The following is a 16,455-nucleotide window of genomic DNA, read 5'->3' on the forward strand; positions in this document are numbered from 1 at the left end:
GCCTGCGCAGCTCACTGCGCAGGCCTTTTTACCGATCTTCAGGAAACCAGGTAACCCTTTACCCCGGTGAAGATGATCTGCGCCGCCAGCGCACAGACGAACAGTCCCATCAGGCGGCTGACGATCTGCAAGCCTTGATCGCCGAGGATGCGTTCGATGTGATTGGACAGGTACAGCACTACCCCGACGGTGAAGCTGGCCAGGGTAATACTCATGATCGCGGTCAGTTTGTCGTCCCAGTGCGGCTGGCTGACGCCCATCACCAGCAGGGCGCCGATGGTGCCCGGGCCGACCGTCAACGGAATGGTCAGCGGGACGATGGTCACATCCTGCTGCACGTTGTCACTTTGCACCACCGGTTTGCCCTGAGCCATGCCCAGCGCCGAGATGAACAGCACGCTGCCGGCACCGATGCGGAACGCGTCCGCAGTGATCCCGAACACGTCGAAAATCACCCGTCCGAACAGATACAGCAGGACGCTGGAGACCAGCGTGGCAATCGCCACTTTCCAGGCCAGGCGCCGCTGTTCCTTGCGCGAGTAGCCACGGGTCAGGCTGATGAAGCAGGACAACACGAAGAACGGGCTGTAGAGCACCAGCATCTTCAGGTAAACGCTGAATAACACGTGGAGCATGAGGGCGGCTCGCATCCGGAGAGGGGTGGCAGCGAGTCTATCAGTCGCTTAGTTGCTTGTGTGCGCAGAAGATGCTGCGCACGGCAGTTCATTTTTTCCGGACTTTATTTTGATCGTTGTGTTGTTCTTTTTTGTTAGTTGTTTTTGTTGTTTGGATATGATGTTACAGATTCGGGTTTGTGGTTGTATGTTTGTTTGGTTATTGTTTGGTCGCAAGTTCAAGAGGAACTTGTCTGATAATTAATAAGGATTTTATTGTGCATAATCAAGCTGTTCGCGAAAGTTATATTGCTTCTTGTGTTAAAGCGATTGAAGAGTGTGAGATCGACGACCAGTTGGTTATTCGTCCTCACGCCCTGATGGGTATAGGGGACGACGTAGAAGCACCGTCCAAGGGGGCTGTTGTAGGTGAGGGCACGATGGGCTTTGTGGGCAAGATGAGTCTCCAAAACCAACGTGATGCGGCAAACGCTTTCCTCTTCGCGACGCTCGCAGCAAACAAACAGTATCCGGCCGAAGAGCAGGGTAAAGAGTGGTATCTGCGCTTTCGCGAGGTGATGACCCAGGCAGGCTGGACACCTGTCAGAAAGTATTACAGCAACCTGGATGTCGAGGGCACCAGCGTGCGTATGGACAAACTGGTACTGGAAATCCTCGGTTCCGTGGTTGCCGGCGCTGCGCTGCCAGGCCCGGCCAGTGCATTGATGCTCAAGGTGGCGGGAGATGCGATCTCTGCCCTGCAGAAGCGTGATACTGCCGCACTGACGGCTTATGAGCGCAATCTGCTGCAACACGGTGTCGGCGGAATCTCCGCAGGTGCATGTGTTGAAGTCGATGGTGAATCGATCATGGCCCTCGGCACCGTGCGTTTCCAGCGCAGGAATACCTCTACCAAAGTGCTGTTCGTCGATGTCGATGTGCGTAATGTAAACCTGTATCGAGGCGAAACGGTATTTGTCAAAAACACATTAAAAGCGGACTCGGTTCGTGAAGCCATTAACAATAAACTCATCGTTCACAGTGAAAAGATTGTCGATATTGAAATTTGATTGATCAAAAAAAGGCAGCCGGTTTCGGCTGCCTTTTTTGTTATCGGGAGCAATGATATGAATGACGAATATTCAGTATTGATTGTTGGCGGCGCCGTTGTGCTGGTTCCGGTAACGGATAAGTTGGCACACTATGACGATTTGATCGAGTGCCTGTTGCTGGCGCAATTGGCGGCCAATAAAAAAATCGAAAAGACGGCGGAGATCGACTGGTATGGCGCGTATGTGCAGTTGCTGGATAACTATTGGCTGCGCCACTCCAGAGCTCGACGGCAATGGTCCATCGAAAAGGATAACGTCGAGTCGCTTGGTGATTGGGTCCTCACCGCGATGTTCAGCGACGCTGTGGATAACAGTGGCGCTGCATCTGTAGCGCTGCGACGTCTGGCAGGCCTGTCCGGCACCGAGCCGGCCATGGGTTTGCTGCGCAGACACATCCAGAAGAGCATCCTGGCGTCCGAGTCCGGAGATGGGTTTGCGTCCGCCACGGCTGTGCGCCTGCTGGTGGTCGTCGCGAATACGCCGACCTCCTTGACCAGTGTCTATCTTGAGCTTGCGACTGATCGGGTGCTTGGCGGCAACCCCCTGGCCGAGCTGTTTCAGGCCGAGGATGTGCGCGGCGACGTGTGCATGCGTTACGCCGGCGCCTACTTGTCTGAGACCCTCTATGCTCCGGCACGCGCCGCCGTTGCCCTGAAAATCAGGGACAGGTTGAAGGACAACGTTGTGCGGTTGACGTTGCCCGATGAAGGGGCAGTCAGACAGCTTTGCGCAGCCGATTGAGGCGCAACCGGGCAGGCCTGCTCAGAAGGTCGAGGCCGTGCGGTTCTGCTGATCGCGCTGGGCGACCCAATGTTCGATCAGCTCGCGCAGTTGCGACAGCTCCACCGGTTTGGCCATGTGCCCGTCCATCCCGGCCTGACGCGCGCGTTCCTTGTGTTCGGCGAGGATGTGCGCGGTCAGCGCAACGATTGGCGTGCGGATGCGCTGATTGCTGACTTCCCACGCACGCAGTTGCTGGGTTGCCGAGAAGCCATCGAGGATCGGCATTTCGCAGTCCATCAACACCAGGTCGTAACGCTGGGCCTTCATCGCTTGCAGGGCTTCTTCACCGTTGCTGGCGGTGTCCGGCTGCAGGTTGAGCTTGCCGAGCATGCCGCGAATCACCTTGGTGGAAATGGTGTTGTCTTCGGCGACCAGAATGCGGAAATCGCTCGGCACCTTGGCCGCTGTGGCGGGGGTAACCACTTGTGGCTGGAACACCACCTGACCCTTGTTGCGCTGATTCAATTCGTCGGCCAGCGTGGTCTTGAGCGTGTAGCCGGCCACCGGTTTGGCGAGGATGCGCTTGATCCCCGAGTTGCGCGCGATGATCTTGCTCGGCGCATTGCTGATGCCGGTGAGCATGATCAACAGAATGTCGTGATTGAGGCTCGGGTCTTCCTTGATCTTGGCCGCCAGTTGCATGCCGGTCATGCCGGGCATGTTCTGATCCAGCAGCACCACATCGAAGTAGTCACGCAGGTGCGCCTTGGTGCGCAGCAGCGCCAGCGCTTCCTTGCCCGACGGCACGGCGCTGACGTTCAGGCCCCAGGCACTGCATTGCTGCACCAGCACCTTGCGGCAGGTGTCGTTGTCGTCCACCACCAGTACCCGCGCACCTTGCAGCGGACCGTCGAGGTCGGAGGTCGGGTGTTCGAGGCGATCCGGGTCCAGCGGCAGAGTCAGCCACAGCGTGCTGCCCTGATTGGCGCCGCTCTTGATGCCGAACTCCCCGTGCATCAGGCGAATCAGCTGTCGCGCGATCACCAGCCCGAGGTTGCCGCCCAGACGGTTGGCGGAGAGGAAATGCTTGCTGTGCAGTTCGGCGTGCAGCAGCGCCTCGCGCTCTTCCGGCTCCATCGGCTGGCCGCTGTCCTGCACGGCGATGCGCAGGCGCGGTTTGACACTGCGCTCGTCAAGGGCAACGACGATCAGCACTTCGCCTTCGTCGGTTTTCTTCAGGGCGTTTTCCAGCAGGCTCAGCAGGGTCTGGCGCAAGCGGGTCGGATCGCCGCTGATCACCCGCGGCACCTGCGGCTGGATGAAACTGATCAGCTCGACGTTCTGCTGTTCGGCCTTGGCGCGGTAGATGCTCAGGCAATCGTCGATCAGCGCGTTGAGGTCGAACTGCACATCGTCCAGTTCGATCTGCCCGGACTCGAGTTTGGAGATGTCGAGAATCTCGTTGATCAACGTCAGCAGTTCGTTGCCGGCGCTGTGGATGGTTTGCACGTAGTCGCGTTGCTTGACCGACAGCGGCGTGCCCAGCAGCAGCTCGGTCATGCCCAGTACGCCATTCATCGGGGTGCGGATTTCGTGGCTGATCTTGGCGAGGAATTCGGCCTTGGCGTTGATCTCGGCGTTGCTCGCGGCGAGGTCGCGGCTGATGCTGAAACGGCTTTCGGTGATGCTGCGCTGACGTTCACCCAAGGCGATGCTCATCAGCAGGCCACTGATGCAGATAAACGCCATCAGGGTCATGATCAGGCCTTGCGGCGACACCAGGGTCAGCCCCAGCAACGCCGGCAGAATGATCAGCGTGCCGATGTTGAACACCACCATCCCGGCAACGAACAGCCGCGCCGGACGGTAGCCCTTCTGCCAGTGATAGAAGCCGACCAGCAACATGCTCAGACCGGCCAGGGCCACCAGCGCGTAAGTGATGATGTTCAGCGGCAGGGTGTTGACGAACAACAGCAGCAGGCTGCAGATCACGATGAACAGAATGTCGCCCAGCAACAGTTTGTTCAGCGGGTGCGGGCCGAGCGGGGCGAAGAAGCGCAGGGCGAACATCAGCCCGGCCGGGGCGGTCAGCAGCAGGGCCAGATACGCGCCCGGGGTCTGGATCGCATGCCAGTTCGGCAGCCACGGGCCGGCGAGGTTGAGCAACAGCAACAGACTCAGGCCCAGCAGGCCTTCGCAGACCGCCAGCCACAGGCTGCTGCGCGAACGCGAATAGGCGTAGCGCACGAGGTTGTGCAGCAGCAACATGCCGAGGCAGCCGAACAGCAGACCGAAGATCAGCGTCTGGTTCTGGTTGGCGGCACTGAGCACCGCCGATTGCAGGGCGATGTGCGGGCGTAGCTGATGGTCGGAAACCATCCGCAGATAGACGTCGAGGGACTTGTCGCTTTGCGGCAGCGGCAGCAGGAAATCGCTGCTCGGCAGTGGCCGTTCGACCTGTGGCTGATGGGTGCCGGAGGTGCGTTGCTCGATCAGCTTGTCGCCGTCGAGCACGTAAAGGCTGAGGTTGGACAGGTCGGGGGCGAAGATTCGCAGCACTTGCTCGTGCTTGCCCGGCGCCAGTTTGAAGCGCAGCCACAGTGCGCCATCGGGCTCGGCCGCCGTGAGGCGATCAAGTTCGATAGGGCTGAATTGATTGGTGTAGCGAGCCGAGCGGATGTCGCTCAGTTGCAGATTGCCCTGATCGTCAAGCAATACCGACCAGCCACTGCCTTGCGCGGCCTGGGCCGGAAGCATGCAGAGCAAGGTCAGCAGCGTGACGGTGAAGCTTATGGCAATCCTGAGCCAGCGCACGGCGAAATCCCTTCGTAGGTTGATGCCAGAATATAACGATGCGCGGCGGCGGAACAGCCCGGCGAGGGACTGCATCCCGCGCCGGACTTGAAGGACAGCTTATTCCTGGGTTTCGCCACGTTCACGGGCAATGGCGCGGTAGCCAATGTCCTTGCGGTAGAAGCAGCCTTCCCAGTCGATGGCGGCGGCCAGCTTGTAGGCTTGCTGCTGCGCTGCGCTGACGCTGGCGCCCATGGCGGTGGCGCAGAGTACGCGACCACCGGCCGTCACCACGTTGCCATCTTTGAGCGCAGTCCCGGCGTGGAAGACTTTGCCTTCCAGGCCTGCGGCTGCGTCCAGACCGCTGATCGCTGCACCCTTGGCGTAGTCGCCCGGGTAGCCGCCGGCGGCCAGCACGATGCCGACGCTCGGGCGTGGATCCCACTGTGCTTCAACCTTGTCCAGCGCTTGCGCCAGAGCGGCTTCGACCAGCAGCACCAGGCTCGACTGCAGACGCAGCATCACCGGTTGGGTCTCCGGGTCACCGAAGCGGCAGTTGAATTCGATGACTTTCGGGTTACCGGCCTTGTCGATCATCAGACCGGCGTACAGGAAACCGGTGTAGACGTTGCCTTCTTCGGCCATGCCACGCACGGTCGGCCAGATCACCTGGTCCATCACGCGCTGGTGCACGTCGGCGGTGACCACCGGGGCAGGGGAGTAGGCACCCATGCCGCCAGTGTTCGGGCCGCTGTCGCCGTCGCCAACACGTTTGTGGTCCTGGCTGGTCGCCATCGGCAGCACGTTCTTGCCGTCGACCATGACGATGAACGAGGCTTCTTCGCCGTCGAGGAATTCTTCGATCACCACGCGCGAACCGGCATCACCGAACGCGTTGCCGGCGAGCATGTCACGCACGGCGTCTTCGGCTTCGGCCAGGGTCATGGCAACGATCACGCCTTTACCGGCGGCCAGGCCATCGGCCTTGATCACGATCGGTGCGCCTTTTTCACGCAGATAAGCCAGGGCCGGCTCGATCTCGGTGAAGTTCTGGTAGTCGGCGGTCGGGATCTTGTGGCGCGCGAGGAAATCCTTGGTGAAGGCTTTCGAGCCTTCCAGTTGCGCAGCACCGGCGGTCGGACCGAAGCAGTCCAGGCCACGGGAGCGGAACAGATCGACCACGCCGGCCACCAGCGGCACTTCCGGGCCGACGATGGTCAGGGAAACGTTTTTCTCGGCAAAGTCGGCCAGTTGCTCAAGGGCCAGCACGTCGATGGCGACGTTCTCGCACTTGGCTTCAATCGCGGTCCCGGCGTTGCCCGGCGCGACGAAAACCTTCTGCACGCGCGGATCCTGAGCCACTTTCCAGGCCAGGGCGTGTTCACGGCCACCGCTGCCAATGATCAAAACATTCATTTCAAAAACCTCGGATGACGCTAATTCTGTGATGCACCGCAGAGATGCTTTTCTGTAGGAGCGGGCTTGCTCGCGAAAGCGGTGTGTCAGTCGAAACAGTTGTCGCTGACAGATTGCATTCGCGAGCAAGCCCGCTCCCACATTTGGATCGTGTTTATCAGTGACGGAAGTGGCGCATGCCGGTGAACACCATCGCGATGCCCGCTTCATCAGCAGCGGCAATCACTTCAGCATCACGCATCGAGCCGCCTGGCTGGATCACCGCAGTGATGCCGACCTTGGCTGCGTTGTCCAGACCGTCGCGGAACGGGAAGAACGCATCCGAGGCCATCACCGAACCCGCCACTTGCAGACCGGCATGTTCAGCCTTGATCGCAGCAATACGCGCGGAGTTTACGCGGCTCATCTGGCCAGCGCCGACACCGATGGTCTGACGGTTCTTGGCGTAGACGATGGCGTTGGATTTGACGAACTTGGCCACTTTCCAGGCAAAGATCAGGTCGTGGATTTCCTGTTCGGTCGGTGCACGCTGGGTCACCACTTTCAGGTCGTCGGCGCCGATCATGCCGATGTCGCGGCTCTGCACCAGCAGGCCACCGTTGACGCGCTTGTAGTCCCAGGCCGGAACGCGATCCGCCGACCACTCGCCGCAGGCCAGCAGGCGCACGTTGGCTTTGGCCGCCACAACAGCGCGAGCTTCTGCGCTGACGCTTGGAGCAATGATCACTTCCACGAACTGACGCTCGACGATCGCCTTGGCGGTCTCGGCATCCAGTTCACGGTTGAAGGCGATGATGCCGCCGAAGGCCGACTCGGTGTCGGTGGCGTAGGCCAGTTCGTAGGCCTGACGGATGCCGCCCTCGGCGTCCGGGCTCACGGCCACGCCGCACGGGTTGGCGTGCTTGACGATCACGCAGGCCGGCTTGACGAAGCTCTTCACGCATTCCAGCGCGGCGTCGGTGTCAGCCACGTTGTTGTACGACAGCTCTTTGCCTTGCAGTTGGGTCGCGGTGGCGATGCCGACTTCAGCAGGCTTGGCTTCCACGTAGAACGCCGCGCTCTGGTGCGGGTTCTCGCCGTAGCGCATTTCCTGAGCCTTGATGAACTGGCTGTTGAAGGTGCGCGGGAAGTCGCTGCGGTCTTCGGTGCTCAGCACGTCGGCAGCCTGATTCACGGTGCCCATGTAGTTGGCGATCATGCCGTCGTAGGCGGCGGTGTGTTCGAAGGCCTTGAGCATCAGGTCGAAACGCTGAGCGTAGGTCAGGCCACCGGCCTTGAGGTTTTGCAGAACGTTGGCGTAATCGCTGGCATTCACCACGATCGCCACGTCTTTATGGTTTTTCGCTGCCGAACGGACCATGGTCGGGCCGCCGATGTCGATGTTCTCGATAGCGGTCGGCAGGTCGCAGCCTGGCTTGTTGATGGTGGCTTCGAACGGGTACAGGTTGACCGCAACCAGGTCGATCGGCTTGATGCCGTGCTCGTTCATGATCGCGTCGTCGATACCGCGACGACCGAGGATCCCGCCGTGGATTTTCGGGTGCAGGGTTTTCACCCGACCGTCCATCATTTCCGCGAAACCGGTGTAATCCGCGACTTCCACTGCGGCAACACCGTTGTCGCGCAGCAGCTTGAACGTTCCGCCGGTGGAGAGGATCTCGACGCCGAGGGCTTCAAGCTCCTTGGCGAATTCGAGGATCCCGGTCTTGTCGGAAACGCTGATCAAGGCGCGGCGGATCGGCAGGCGGGTAGTCTGGTCGGTCATCTCAATTTCCATCAAAAGCAAAGGAAGTCAGCAAAAAAGGCGACCGGTTTTACGCGGGCGCCTTTCTGGTTTGATTGAATGCTTACAGCAGATCGTACTGCTTGAGTTTCTTGCGCAGTGTGCCGCGGTTGAGTCCCAGCAGCTCACTGGCCTTGGTCTGGTTGCCCTTGACGTAGTTCATCACGCTTTCGAGCAGGGGAGCCTCGACTTCGGAGAGCACCAGGTTGTACACATCCGTGACGGACGCGCCCTCAAGGTGGGCGAAATAATTGTGCAGCGCCTTCTCGACACTCCCGCGAAGGGTCTGACCTTCTTCGCTCGGGGTATTGAGGTGCTGTTTCAAATTCACGTTGTCGCTCACGGGTGCTGTTCCACTCACTAAAGTCTCGGTCATCATCGTCATGCGGCCACCCCTTCTTCGTCCCCTGTCAGGCTCTTGTAACGCTCGGCGAAAAACTCCCGAACGTTGGCGCATTGTGTTTCCGTACCATCCAAACGATTGAAGTGGGCGCGAAACTCCCTGGCGCCCGGCAAGGTTGCGAGATACCAGCCCACATGCTTGCGGGCAATACGGACACCCATCACATCCCCATAGAAGGCGTGAAGTGCGGCCAGATGCTCCAGCAGGATGCGTTCCACTTCGCTCAGCTCCGGCGCCGGCAATTTCTCGCCGGTACGCAGGAAGTGTTCGATCTCGCGAAAAATCCATGGCCGCCCCTGGGCAGCCCGGCCAATCAGCAGGCCATCGGCACCGGTCGCGTCAAGCACGTAACGGGCCTTTTCCGGCGAATCGATATCGCCATTGGCAAACACCGGCATCGACACCGCCTGCTTGATCGCGGCAATCGTGTCGTACTCGGCTTCGCCGGTGTACAGATCGGCGCGAGTGCGGCCATGCACTGCCAGCGCGGTGATCCCGGCCTGCTCGGCGATCTTCGCCACGGTCAGGCCGTTCTTGTTGTCGCGATCCCATCCGGTGCGGATCTTCAGGGTCACCGGCACATCCACTGCAGCGACCACGGCCTGCAGGATCTCGGTAACCAGTGCTTCGTCTTTCAATAGCGCGGAGCCGGCGGCCTTGTTGCAGACCTTCTTTGCCGGGCAACCCATGTTGATATCAATAATCTGCGCGCCCAGTTCGACGTTGGCCCGTGCCGCATCCGCCAGCATCTGCGCATCGCCACCGGCAATCTGCACCGAGCGTGGCTCGGGATCGCCTTCGTGGATCATGCGCATGCGCGACTTGCGGGTGTTCCACAGGCTCATGTCGCTGGTGACCATTTCCGAGACTACAAGCCCTGCGCCCAGACGCTTGCACAGCTGACGAAAGGGCTGGTCGGTGACGCCCGCCATCGGGGCGAGAATCAAACCGTTCTGCAATGTATATGGGCCGATGCGTACCGCCGACATAGGACTTCCCTGAAGTGGGGCCGGATCATGAGAGTTCGAAAAAGGGTTGGCATGATACCCGCTCTCGATGACTGGATAAAGGCTGAATTGAACAAAATCTGAACAGTTATTCTGTTATTGCCAGCGGTTTGGTTGCCGCGGACGAAGTCAGAAAACTGCCGTCAAACCTGAAGCGATGATGCGATTCACTCGGGCGAGTGGAAACTCAGGCTGTAATTCACCGCTTTGGGGCCTGGATCGAGAATATCCAGCGCGATGTGGATCGGCGTTTGCGGCGGCATTTCCGCCATGCCCTCCAGGTCGCCGTTGAGGTATTCGCCGGGTTTGAAGCGACGACTGGCGATCAGATGACCGTTGAGGTCGGCGAAGCGCAGTTCCAGCAGCGGAAACGGCTGGGAGAACGTCGCGCGGTTGTAGATGATCGCATCCACCACCAGCGCCCCGCTGAATTCCGGATGGCTGCGCACCACCAGATTGCTGCTTTTGATTTTGCCGATGTCGACCTTGGACGGCACCGAGCAGCCGATCTGTGGACAGAATTGCTGGAACCATGGGCGGTACTGATCCTGCCGCGCCAGTTCATCGAAATGATAGGCGATGTACTGGCCGGCCAGACCGGCGGCGGCCAACAGCACCAGCAAGCTCCAGAGCAGGCGTCGGCCCCAGGGTGAGCGGCGTTTCTGCCAGTCCAGTTGCAGCGGGTCGTCGGTCAGGTCCTGCAGCACTTCAGCGCGTACGCCGGGTTCGGCACGCTCACGCTTTTTGCGCAGCGGTGCGACCGATGGCAAGTCGTCATCGTCCGGCTCTATGGCGGCGGACAGGCGTTCGCGGCGGGCATTCGGATCGATCGGGTCGTGCAGGCGCAGTTGCGGGATCGGCGGTTCGTCGTCCAGATCCACCGGCTCCAGCGACAACGAAGGCTCGGTGCGCGTGGTTTTCAGTGGTTCGGCTTCGATGATCTCAGGCTCGACTGCAGCTTCGGGCTCGGGCAGACGCTCATCGTCGCGTGCGCTGAACAGGCTGTCGCGCCACTCCGTTTCATCGCTTTCGTGGCTGTCGCGGCGGGCGCTCAGGGACTCTTCGCGCTGACGACCGAATTCGGTGGTCGGCTGGATTTCCCGTTGTTCGAGCCGGGCGAGTTCTTCGTCCAGATCGAGGCTGTCCAGGTCCAGCTCGCTGGCGCTCCATTGCTTCTGGCTGATGGCGCGCGGCGCGGGTGGTTCGTCGTTGACGGGCGCTTCGACCACCGGCGGCGGCTCGCTGACCACCGGCTGAGACGGTAATGGCTCGACCATGGCCGGCGCCACCGGGGTGACCGCGTCCTTGCCGGCGTGTTGTTCCAGCAGCTGTTTGGCGGCATTGAACACTTGCAGGCAGGCGCCACAGCGAACCACCCCGCGGGCCACGCTCAATTGAGCATGGCTGACGCGGAAGCTGGTTTGGCAATGCGGGCACTGGGTGACGAAGCTGTCAGTCATGCGGCGATCCGGATTATGCAGTCGGTCATTCTAGCGCCGGCGGCCGGTGATACGCACCCAGCCATCGCGATTGGCGATTGGGTCCAGATCAAAGTCCTGCGCATAGGCGGCGGCGACTTCTTCACCTTGTTCGGCGAGGATGCCCGACAGCGCCAGACGACCGCCGCTTTTCACCAGGCCGGACAGCTGCGGCGCCAGGGAAACCAGCGGGCCGGCCAGAATATTGGCGACCAGCACGTCGGCTTTGACCTGCGGCAGATCTTCCGGCAGGTACAGCGGGAACAGCTCATCGGCGATGTTGTTGCGCCCGGCGTTGTCGCGCGAGGCTTCCAGCGCCTGCACGTCGATGTCGGTGCCGACCGCTTCTTTCGCGCCGAGCAGCAGGGCGGCAATCGCCAGAATCCCCGAGCCGCAGCCGAAGTCCAGCACGTTGCAGTCTTTCAGGTCCTGACCGTCGAGCCATTCCAGGCACAGGGCGGTGGTCGGATGGGTGCCGGTGCCGAACGCCAGGCCCGGATCCAGCAGCAAATTGACTGCATCGGGCTCGGGGGCGGCGTGCCAGCTAGGCACGATCCACAGGCGCTGGCCGAAACGCATTGGCTGGAAACCGTCCATCCAGCTGCGTTCCCAGTCCTGGTCTTCGATGACTTCGCTGTGATGCTCGGGCAGCGGGCTGCCGGTCAGCAGTTCCAGATGCGCGAGTACCGGCGCAGGCTCGGTGCCGCCCTCGAACAGGGCCAGCAGGTGCGTGTGCGCCCACAGTGGGGTGGTGTTGAGTTCCGGCTCGAAGATCGGCTGATCTTCGGCGTCCATGAAGGTCACCGAAACGGCGCCGACTTCAAGGAAAGCGTCTTCGTAGGTTTCGGCTTGTTCCGGGCTGATGGCGAGACGTACTTGCAGCCAAGGCATGGCGGGCACCTTTGAAAAAATATGATTGCAGCCTAGCGGCCAGCGAGAAGCGCGCAAGTTTACGCGAGCGCGCAGGGTTTGTGGGAGCTGCATTGCACCCTGTGGGAGCGGGCTTGCTCGCGAAGGCGCTGTGCCAGACAAATAAATGTATCTGATACACCGCATTCGCGAGCAAGCCCGCTCCTACAGGGGTTTATGTAATCTGCAGAAACAACAAAGCCGCCCGAAGGCGGCTTTGTCAGGTGCGGGCTGAAGCTTAGTGCTTCTCGCCAGCCAGCTTGTGCTCGAGGTAGTGAATGTTCACGCCCCCTTTGCAGAAGCCTTCGTCGCGGGTCAGATCACGGTGCAGCGGGATGTTGGTCTTGATCCCGTCTACCACGATTTCGTCCAGGGCATTGCGCATGCGGGCCATGGCTTCGTCGCGGGTGGCGCCGTAAGTGATCAGCTTGCCGATCAGCGAGTCGTAGTTCGGCGGAACTGCATAACCGCTGTACAGGTGCGAATCGACGCGAACGCCGTTGCCGCCTGGGGCGTGGAAATGCTTGACCGTGCCCGGGCTCGGCATGAAGGTTTTCGGGTCTTCAGCGTTGATCCGGCACTCCAGCGAGTGACCGCGGATAACCACGTCATCCTGAGTGAACGACAGTTTGTTGCCAGCGGCGATGCTGAGCATCTCCTTGACGATGTCGATACCGGTGACCATTTCCGAAACCGGGTGCTCCACCTGAACACGGGTGTTCATTTCGATGAAGTAGAAACGACCGTTCTCGTACAGGAACTCGAACGTGCCGGCGCCGCGGTAACCGATGTCGATGCACGCCTTGACGCAGCGAGCCAGAACTTCCTGGCGCGCCTGCTCGTCGATGCCCGGTGCCGGCGCTTCTTCGAGAACCTTCTGGTGACGGCGTTGCAGCGAGCAATCGCGGTCGCCCAGATGGATGGCGTGACCCTGGCCGTCGGACAGCACCTGAACTTCGACGTGACGCGGGTTGGTCAGGAATTTTTCCAGATAGACCATCGGGTTGCCGAACGCCGCGCCAGCTTCGGAGCGGGTCAGTTTCGCCGAGGCGATCAGGTCTTCTTCCTTGTGCACCACGCGCATGCCGCGACCACCACCGCCGCCAGCGGCTTTGATGATCACCGGGTAGCCGACTTCACGACCGATGCGCAGTGCCGTTTCTTCGTCTTCCGGCAGTGGGCCGTCGGAACCTGGAACGGTTGGCACGCCGGCTTCGATCATCGCGTGCTTGGCCGATACCTTGTCGCCCATCAGGCGAATGGTGTCGGCTTTCGGGCCGATGAAGGCGAAGCCGGAGTTCTCGACCTGCTCGGCGAAATCGGCGTTTTCCGCGAGGAAACCGTAGCCTGGGTGAATGGCGGTAGCGCCAGTCACTTCAGCGGCAGCGATGATGGCCGGGATGTGCAGGTAGGACTGAGCGGCAGAAGCCGGGCCGATGCAGACGGATTCGTCTGCCAGACCCAGGTGCATCAGCTCTTTGTCGGCCTTGGAGTAAACGGCGACGGTCTTGATGCCCATCTCTTTGCAGGCACGCAGAATCCGCAGGGCGATCTCACCGCGGTTAGCGATCAGAACTTTTTCCAACTTCGCAGTCATCAAAGGCTCTCCGCAGTTCAAACGATGGTGAACAGCGGTTGGTCGTACTCAACCGGCTGGCCGTCTTCGACGAGGATGGATTCGATCACACCGCTGGTTTCAGCTTCGATGTGGTTCATCATCTTCATGGCTTCGACGATGCACAGGGTGTCGCCTTTCTTCACGGTCTGGCCGACTTCAACGAAGGCTGGCGAGGTTGGCGAAGATTTACGGTAGAAGGTGCCTACCATTGGCGAGCGGGCCACGGTGCCGTTCAGTGCTGGAGCAGCAGCGGCAGCCGGAGCGGCAGCAGCCACTGGAGCGGCAGCGGCGGCAGGTGCGGCGGCCGGAGCCTGCATCGGCGCCGGAGCGTAGTACTGCTGAGCCGGGGTCTTGCTGTGACGGCTGATACGTACGGACTCTTCGCCTTCCTTGATCTCGAGCTCGTCGATGCCGGACTCTTCCAGCAATTCGATCAGTTTCTTAACTTTACGGATATCCATGAATCATCAACTCCCAAGGGTCGGTCAGGGGCGTTTAACGCTTGTGGTTCAAGCTGTTGCCTGTGTTTCAAGCTGCTCTAGTGCGGCCTCCAGGGCCAGTCGGTAACCGCTGGCGCCAAGGCCGCAGATCACTCCCACCGCTACATCGGAGAAGTAAGAGTGATGGCGGAAAGGTTCGCGCTTGTGCACGTTGGACAAATGCACTTCGATGAATGGGATGCTCACTCCCAGCAGCGCGTCACGTAATGCGACGCTTGTGTGCGTAAAAGCTGCTGGATTGATCAGAATGAAATCGACACCTTCGCCGCGAGCGGCATGGATGCGGTCGATCAATTCGTACTCGGCGTTGCTTTGCAGGTGCAGCAGATGATGGCCGGCTTCACGGGCGCGGCGCTCCAGATCCTGATTGATCTGCGCCAGGGTCGTTGAACCGTAGGTGCCGGGTTCGCGGGTGCCGAGCAGGTTCAGGTTGGGGCCGTGCAGCACCAGTAGCGTTGCCATCTGCGTGTTCCTTGTTATGAATGAGCAGTCGTCAGAACCCGGCGACTATGCCGCAAAGACTTTGTGACTGTCCAGTTCTCTGCAATAGCCAGCACGATGACCGATGTTTGCGCGAAATTTGTGACTGAGTAATTTGATCCGGTCATTTGTGGTGACAGCAATACCGCCTTCGCGAGCAAGCCCGCTCCCACAGGGGTACGCATTCCAATGTGGGAGCGGGCTTGCTCGCGAAGGCGATTTTTCAGACGCGGAAGGCTTGCACGGCGGTATGCAGTTGTCCGCCCAATACCAGCAGGTTCTCGCCCTGTTCGCGGCCTTCGCCGATGCGCAGCAAGTTATCCCCGCCCAATTGATGAATCCGCTCGCTGTGGTCACGGATCTCGCTGACCGCGCCGCTTTGCTGGGCGGTGATGTCGGCGATGCGGATCGCCGTATCGGAAATGGTCTGGATCGCACCGACGATTTTATCCAGCGCGCCGTCCGCCGCCTGCGCCTGATTGGCCGTGGCTTCGGCGTGTTCGACCTGCGCGCGCATGCCTTCGACCGATTGTCGGGCGGCAGTTTGCAGGCCGGCGATCAGCGTCTGGATTTCCGCCGTCGCGCCCGCCGTGCGTTGTGCCAGTGAGCGCACTTCCTCGGCGACCACCGCAAAACCACGACCCATTTCCCCGGCCCGCGCCGCTTCGATCGCTGCGTTCAGGGCCAGCAGGTTGGTCTGGTCGGCAATCGAACGGATCACCGTCAGCACGCCACCAATGGTCGCCGACTCTTCGGCCAGGTGCTCGATCATCTGCGCGTTGCCTTGCACCTCGCCGACCAGTGCGTGCAGCCCGGTGAGGCTCTGGCCGATCACGGTCTGTCCATGTTCGACCGCCAGCCCTGCATGGCGGCTGGCGTCCGCGGCCTGGCGCGCATCACCGGCCACTTGCTGGATGGTCGCCTCCAGTTCGCCGAGGGAGTCGCGGATCAACGCGGTATCGCCGGCCTGATGTTCGGCGCCGCTGTGCAACTCGTTGCTCAGTTCGGCGAGGGTACGGCTGCTGCCGGCGACTTGTTCGGCATTGCCGCGAATCGTGCCGACCAGATCCACCAGATAGGCGCGCAAGCGATTGAGCGACGCTTCGATGTCGTGCAGCTCGCGGTTGGTCTTGCCCAAATGAATGTCGTTGCTGAAGTCGCCCTCGGCCCAGGTCGACAGCGCCGGGGCGAGGTTGGTCAGGGTGCGGGCGAGGCGCCGCTGCAGGGTGTCGATCAGCAGCGCGATCAGCAGAATCAGACCGATCATCACGCCCTGCATCAGGCGCACTTCGCCCTGGATCTGCCCGTGCTGCGCGCGCACCACCGGTTCGAGGCCGGCGATGGCCTGCTGCACGGCGGCGATCTTCAGGTGGGTGGCGGTGCTCAGGTCGGTGCGTTTCTGGATCTGCTCGCGGGTGCGTTCCAGCTCCGCCGGATAGCGTCCGAGCAGGCTGTTGAGTTCACGCTTGAGGCTGACACCAGCGTCTTCGGCGGCGGCTTTTTCGTTGCTTTCGATGCCCATCATGGCGGCAAAGTCATCGCTGCCGGATTCGTTCTTGGCGACCACGCCGAGCAGGGGCAGGGCATCGATCACCTGCGCCTGAGCGCGGATGTTGCTG

The 16,455-nt window shown here is 60.9% G+C and carries 13 protein-coding genes and 1 pseudogene; 2 read left to right on the plus strand and 12 right to left on the minus strand.

Annotated features, from left to right (window positions below; translation table 11 throughout):
* Nucleotides 1-38: 38 nt before the first annotated feature.
* The gene (locus ACVHNU_RS28165; protein WP_003221263.1) at nucleotides 39-635 is read right to left on the minus strand and encodes a MarC family protein; all 597 of its coding nucleotides are present in this window, start codon (nucleotides 633-635) and stop codon (nucleotides 39-41) included.
* A 257-nt stretch (nucleotides 636-892) separates the two neighbouring features.
* Between ACVHNU_RS28165 and ACVHNU_RS28170 the strand changes: the two genes are divergently transcribed.
* Together ACVHNU_RS28170 and ACVHNU_RS28175 are read left to right on the plus strand one after the other, a co-directional pair.
* The gene (locus tag ACVHNU_RS28170) at nucleotides 893-1,684 is read left to right on the plus strand and encodes a hypothetical protein (protein WP_400496178.1); all 792 of its coding nucleotides are present in this window, start codon (nucleotides 893-895) and stop codon (nucleotides 1,682-1,684) included.
* Nucleotides 1,685-1,741: 57 nt separating this feature from the next.
* A complete protein-coding gene (locus ACVHNU_RS28175) occupies nucleotides 1,742-2,467 on the plus strand; it encodes a hypothetical protein (protein WP_473018712.1) in 726 nt (241 codons plus the stop codon).
* Nucleotides 2,468-2,488: 21 nt separating this feature from the next.
* Here the strand turns inward: ACVHNU_RS28175 and ACVHNU_RS28180 are convergent, their stop codons facing one another.
* The 11 genes and pseudogenes from ACVHNU_RS28180 to ACVHNU_RS28230 all read right to left on the minus strand — a co-directional run.
* Nucleotides 2,489-5,263, minus strand: a complete 2,775-nt coding sequence (locus ACVHNU_RS28180; RefSeq protein ID WP_045122274.1) for a hybrid sensor histidine kinase/response regulator — start codon at nucleotides 5,261-5,263, stop codon at nucleotides 2,489-2,491.
* A gap of 99 nt (nucleotides 5,264-5,362) precedes the next feature.
* Nucleotides 5,363-6,658: a phosphoribosylamine--glycine ligase gene (gene purD, locus ACVHNU_RS28185; protein ID WP_473018713.1), complete on the minus strand. Its 1,296-nt coding sequence runs from the start codon at nucleotides 6,656-6,658 to the stop codon at nucleotides 5,363-5,365.
* A gap of 157 nt (nucleotides 6,659-6,815) precedes the next feature.
* Entirely contained in the window at nucleotides 6,816-8,423 is a 1,608-nt protein-coding gene (purH, locus tag ACVHNU_RS28190; RefSeq protein ID WP_473018714.1) for a bifunctional phosphoribosylaminoimidazolecarboxamide formyltransferase/IMP cyclohydrolase, read from the minus strand.
* 82 nt (nucleotides 8,424-8,505) lie between these two features.
* On the minus strand, nucleotides 8,506-8,826 hold the full coding sequence (gene fis / locus ACVHNU_RS28195) for a DNA-binding transcriptional regulator Fis (protein ID WP_003221275.1): 321 nt from the start codon (nucleotides 8,824-8,826) through the stop codon (nucleotides 8,506-8,508).
* A complete protein-coding gene (gene dusB / locus ACVHNU_RS28200) occupies nucleotides 8,823-9,833 on the minus strand; it encodes a tRNA dihydrouridine synthase DusB (protein WP_003221277.1) in 1,011 nt (336 codons plus the stop codon). The genes fis and dusB overlap by 4 nt, the downstream gene beginning before the upstream one ends.
* A gap of 185 nt (nucleotides 9,834-10,018) precedes the next feature.
* Nucleotides 10,019-11,311, minus strand: coding sequence for a DUF3426 domain-containing protein (locus ACVHNU_RS28205; RefSeq protein WP_473018715.1), 1,293 nt, complete (start codon nucleotides 11,309-11,311; stop codon nucleotides 10,019-10,021).
* A 30-nt stretch (nucleotides 11,312-11,341) separates the two neighbouring features.
* Nucleotides 11,342-12,220: a 50S ribosomal protein L11 methyltransferase gene (prmA, locus tag ACVHNU_RS28210; protein WP_041068147.1), complete on the minus strand. Its 879-nt coding sequence runs from the start codon at nucleotides 12,218-12,220 to the stop codon at nucleotides 11,342-11,344.
* A gap of 256 nt (nucleotides 12,221-12,476) precedes the next feature.
* Nucleotides 12,477-13,835, minus strand: coding sequence for an acetyl-CoA carboxylase biotin carboxylase subunit (gene accC, locus ACVHNU_RS28215; protein WP_045122275.1), 1,359 nt, complete (start codon nucleotides 13,833-13,835; stop codon nucleotides 12,477-12,479).
* 17 nt (nucleotides 13,836-13,852) lie between these two features.
* Complete coding sequence (gene accB / locus ACVHNU_RS28220; protein ID WP_024164417.1) at nucleotides 13,853-14,317, minus strand: acetyl-CoA carboxylase biotin carboxyl carrier protein; 465 nt, start codon at nucleotides 14,315-14,317, stop codon at nucleotides 13,853-13,855.
* Between the two features lie 48 nt (nucleotides 14,318-14,365).
* Nucleotides 14,366-14,818: a type II 3-dehydroquinate dehydratase gene (aroQ, locus tag ACVHNU_RS28225; protein ID WP_003221283.1), complete on the minus strand. Its 453-nt coding sequence runs from the start codon at nucleotides 14,816-14,818 to the stop codon at nucleotides 14,366-14,368.
* Nucleotides 14,819-15,059: 241 nt separating this feature from the next.
* A pseudogene (locus ACVHNU_RS28230) lies at nucleotides 15,060-15,566 on the minus strand (methyl-accepting chemotaxis protein); the annotation flags it as partial.
* Nucleotides 15,567-16,455: the final 889 nt, after the last annotated feature.

Source organism: Pseudomonas sp. Ors-4-3C, assembly GCF_055755035.1.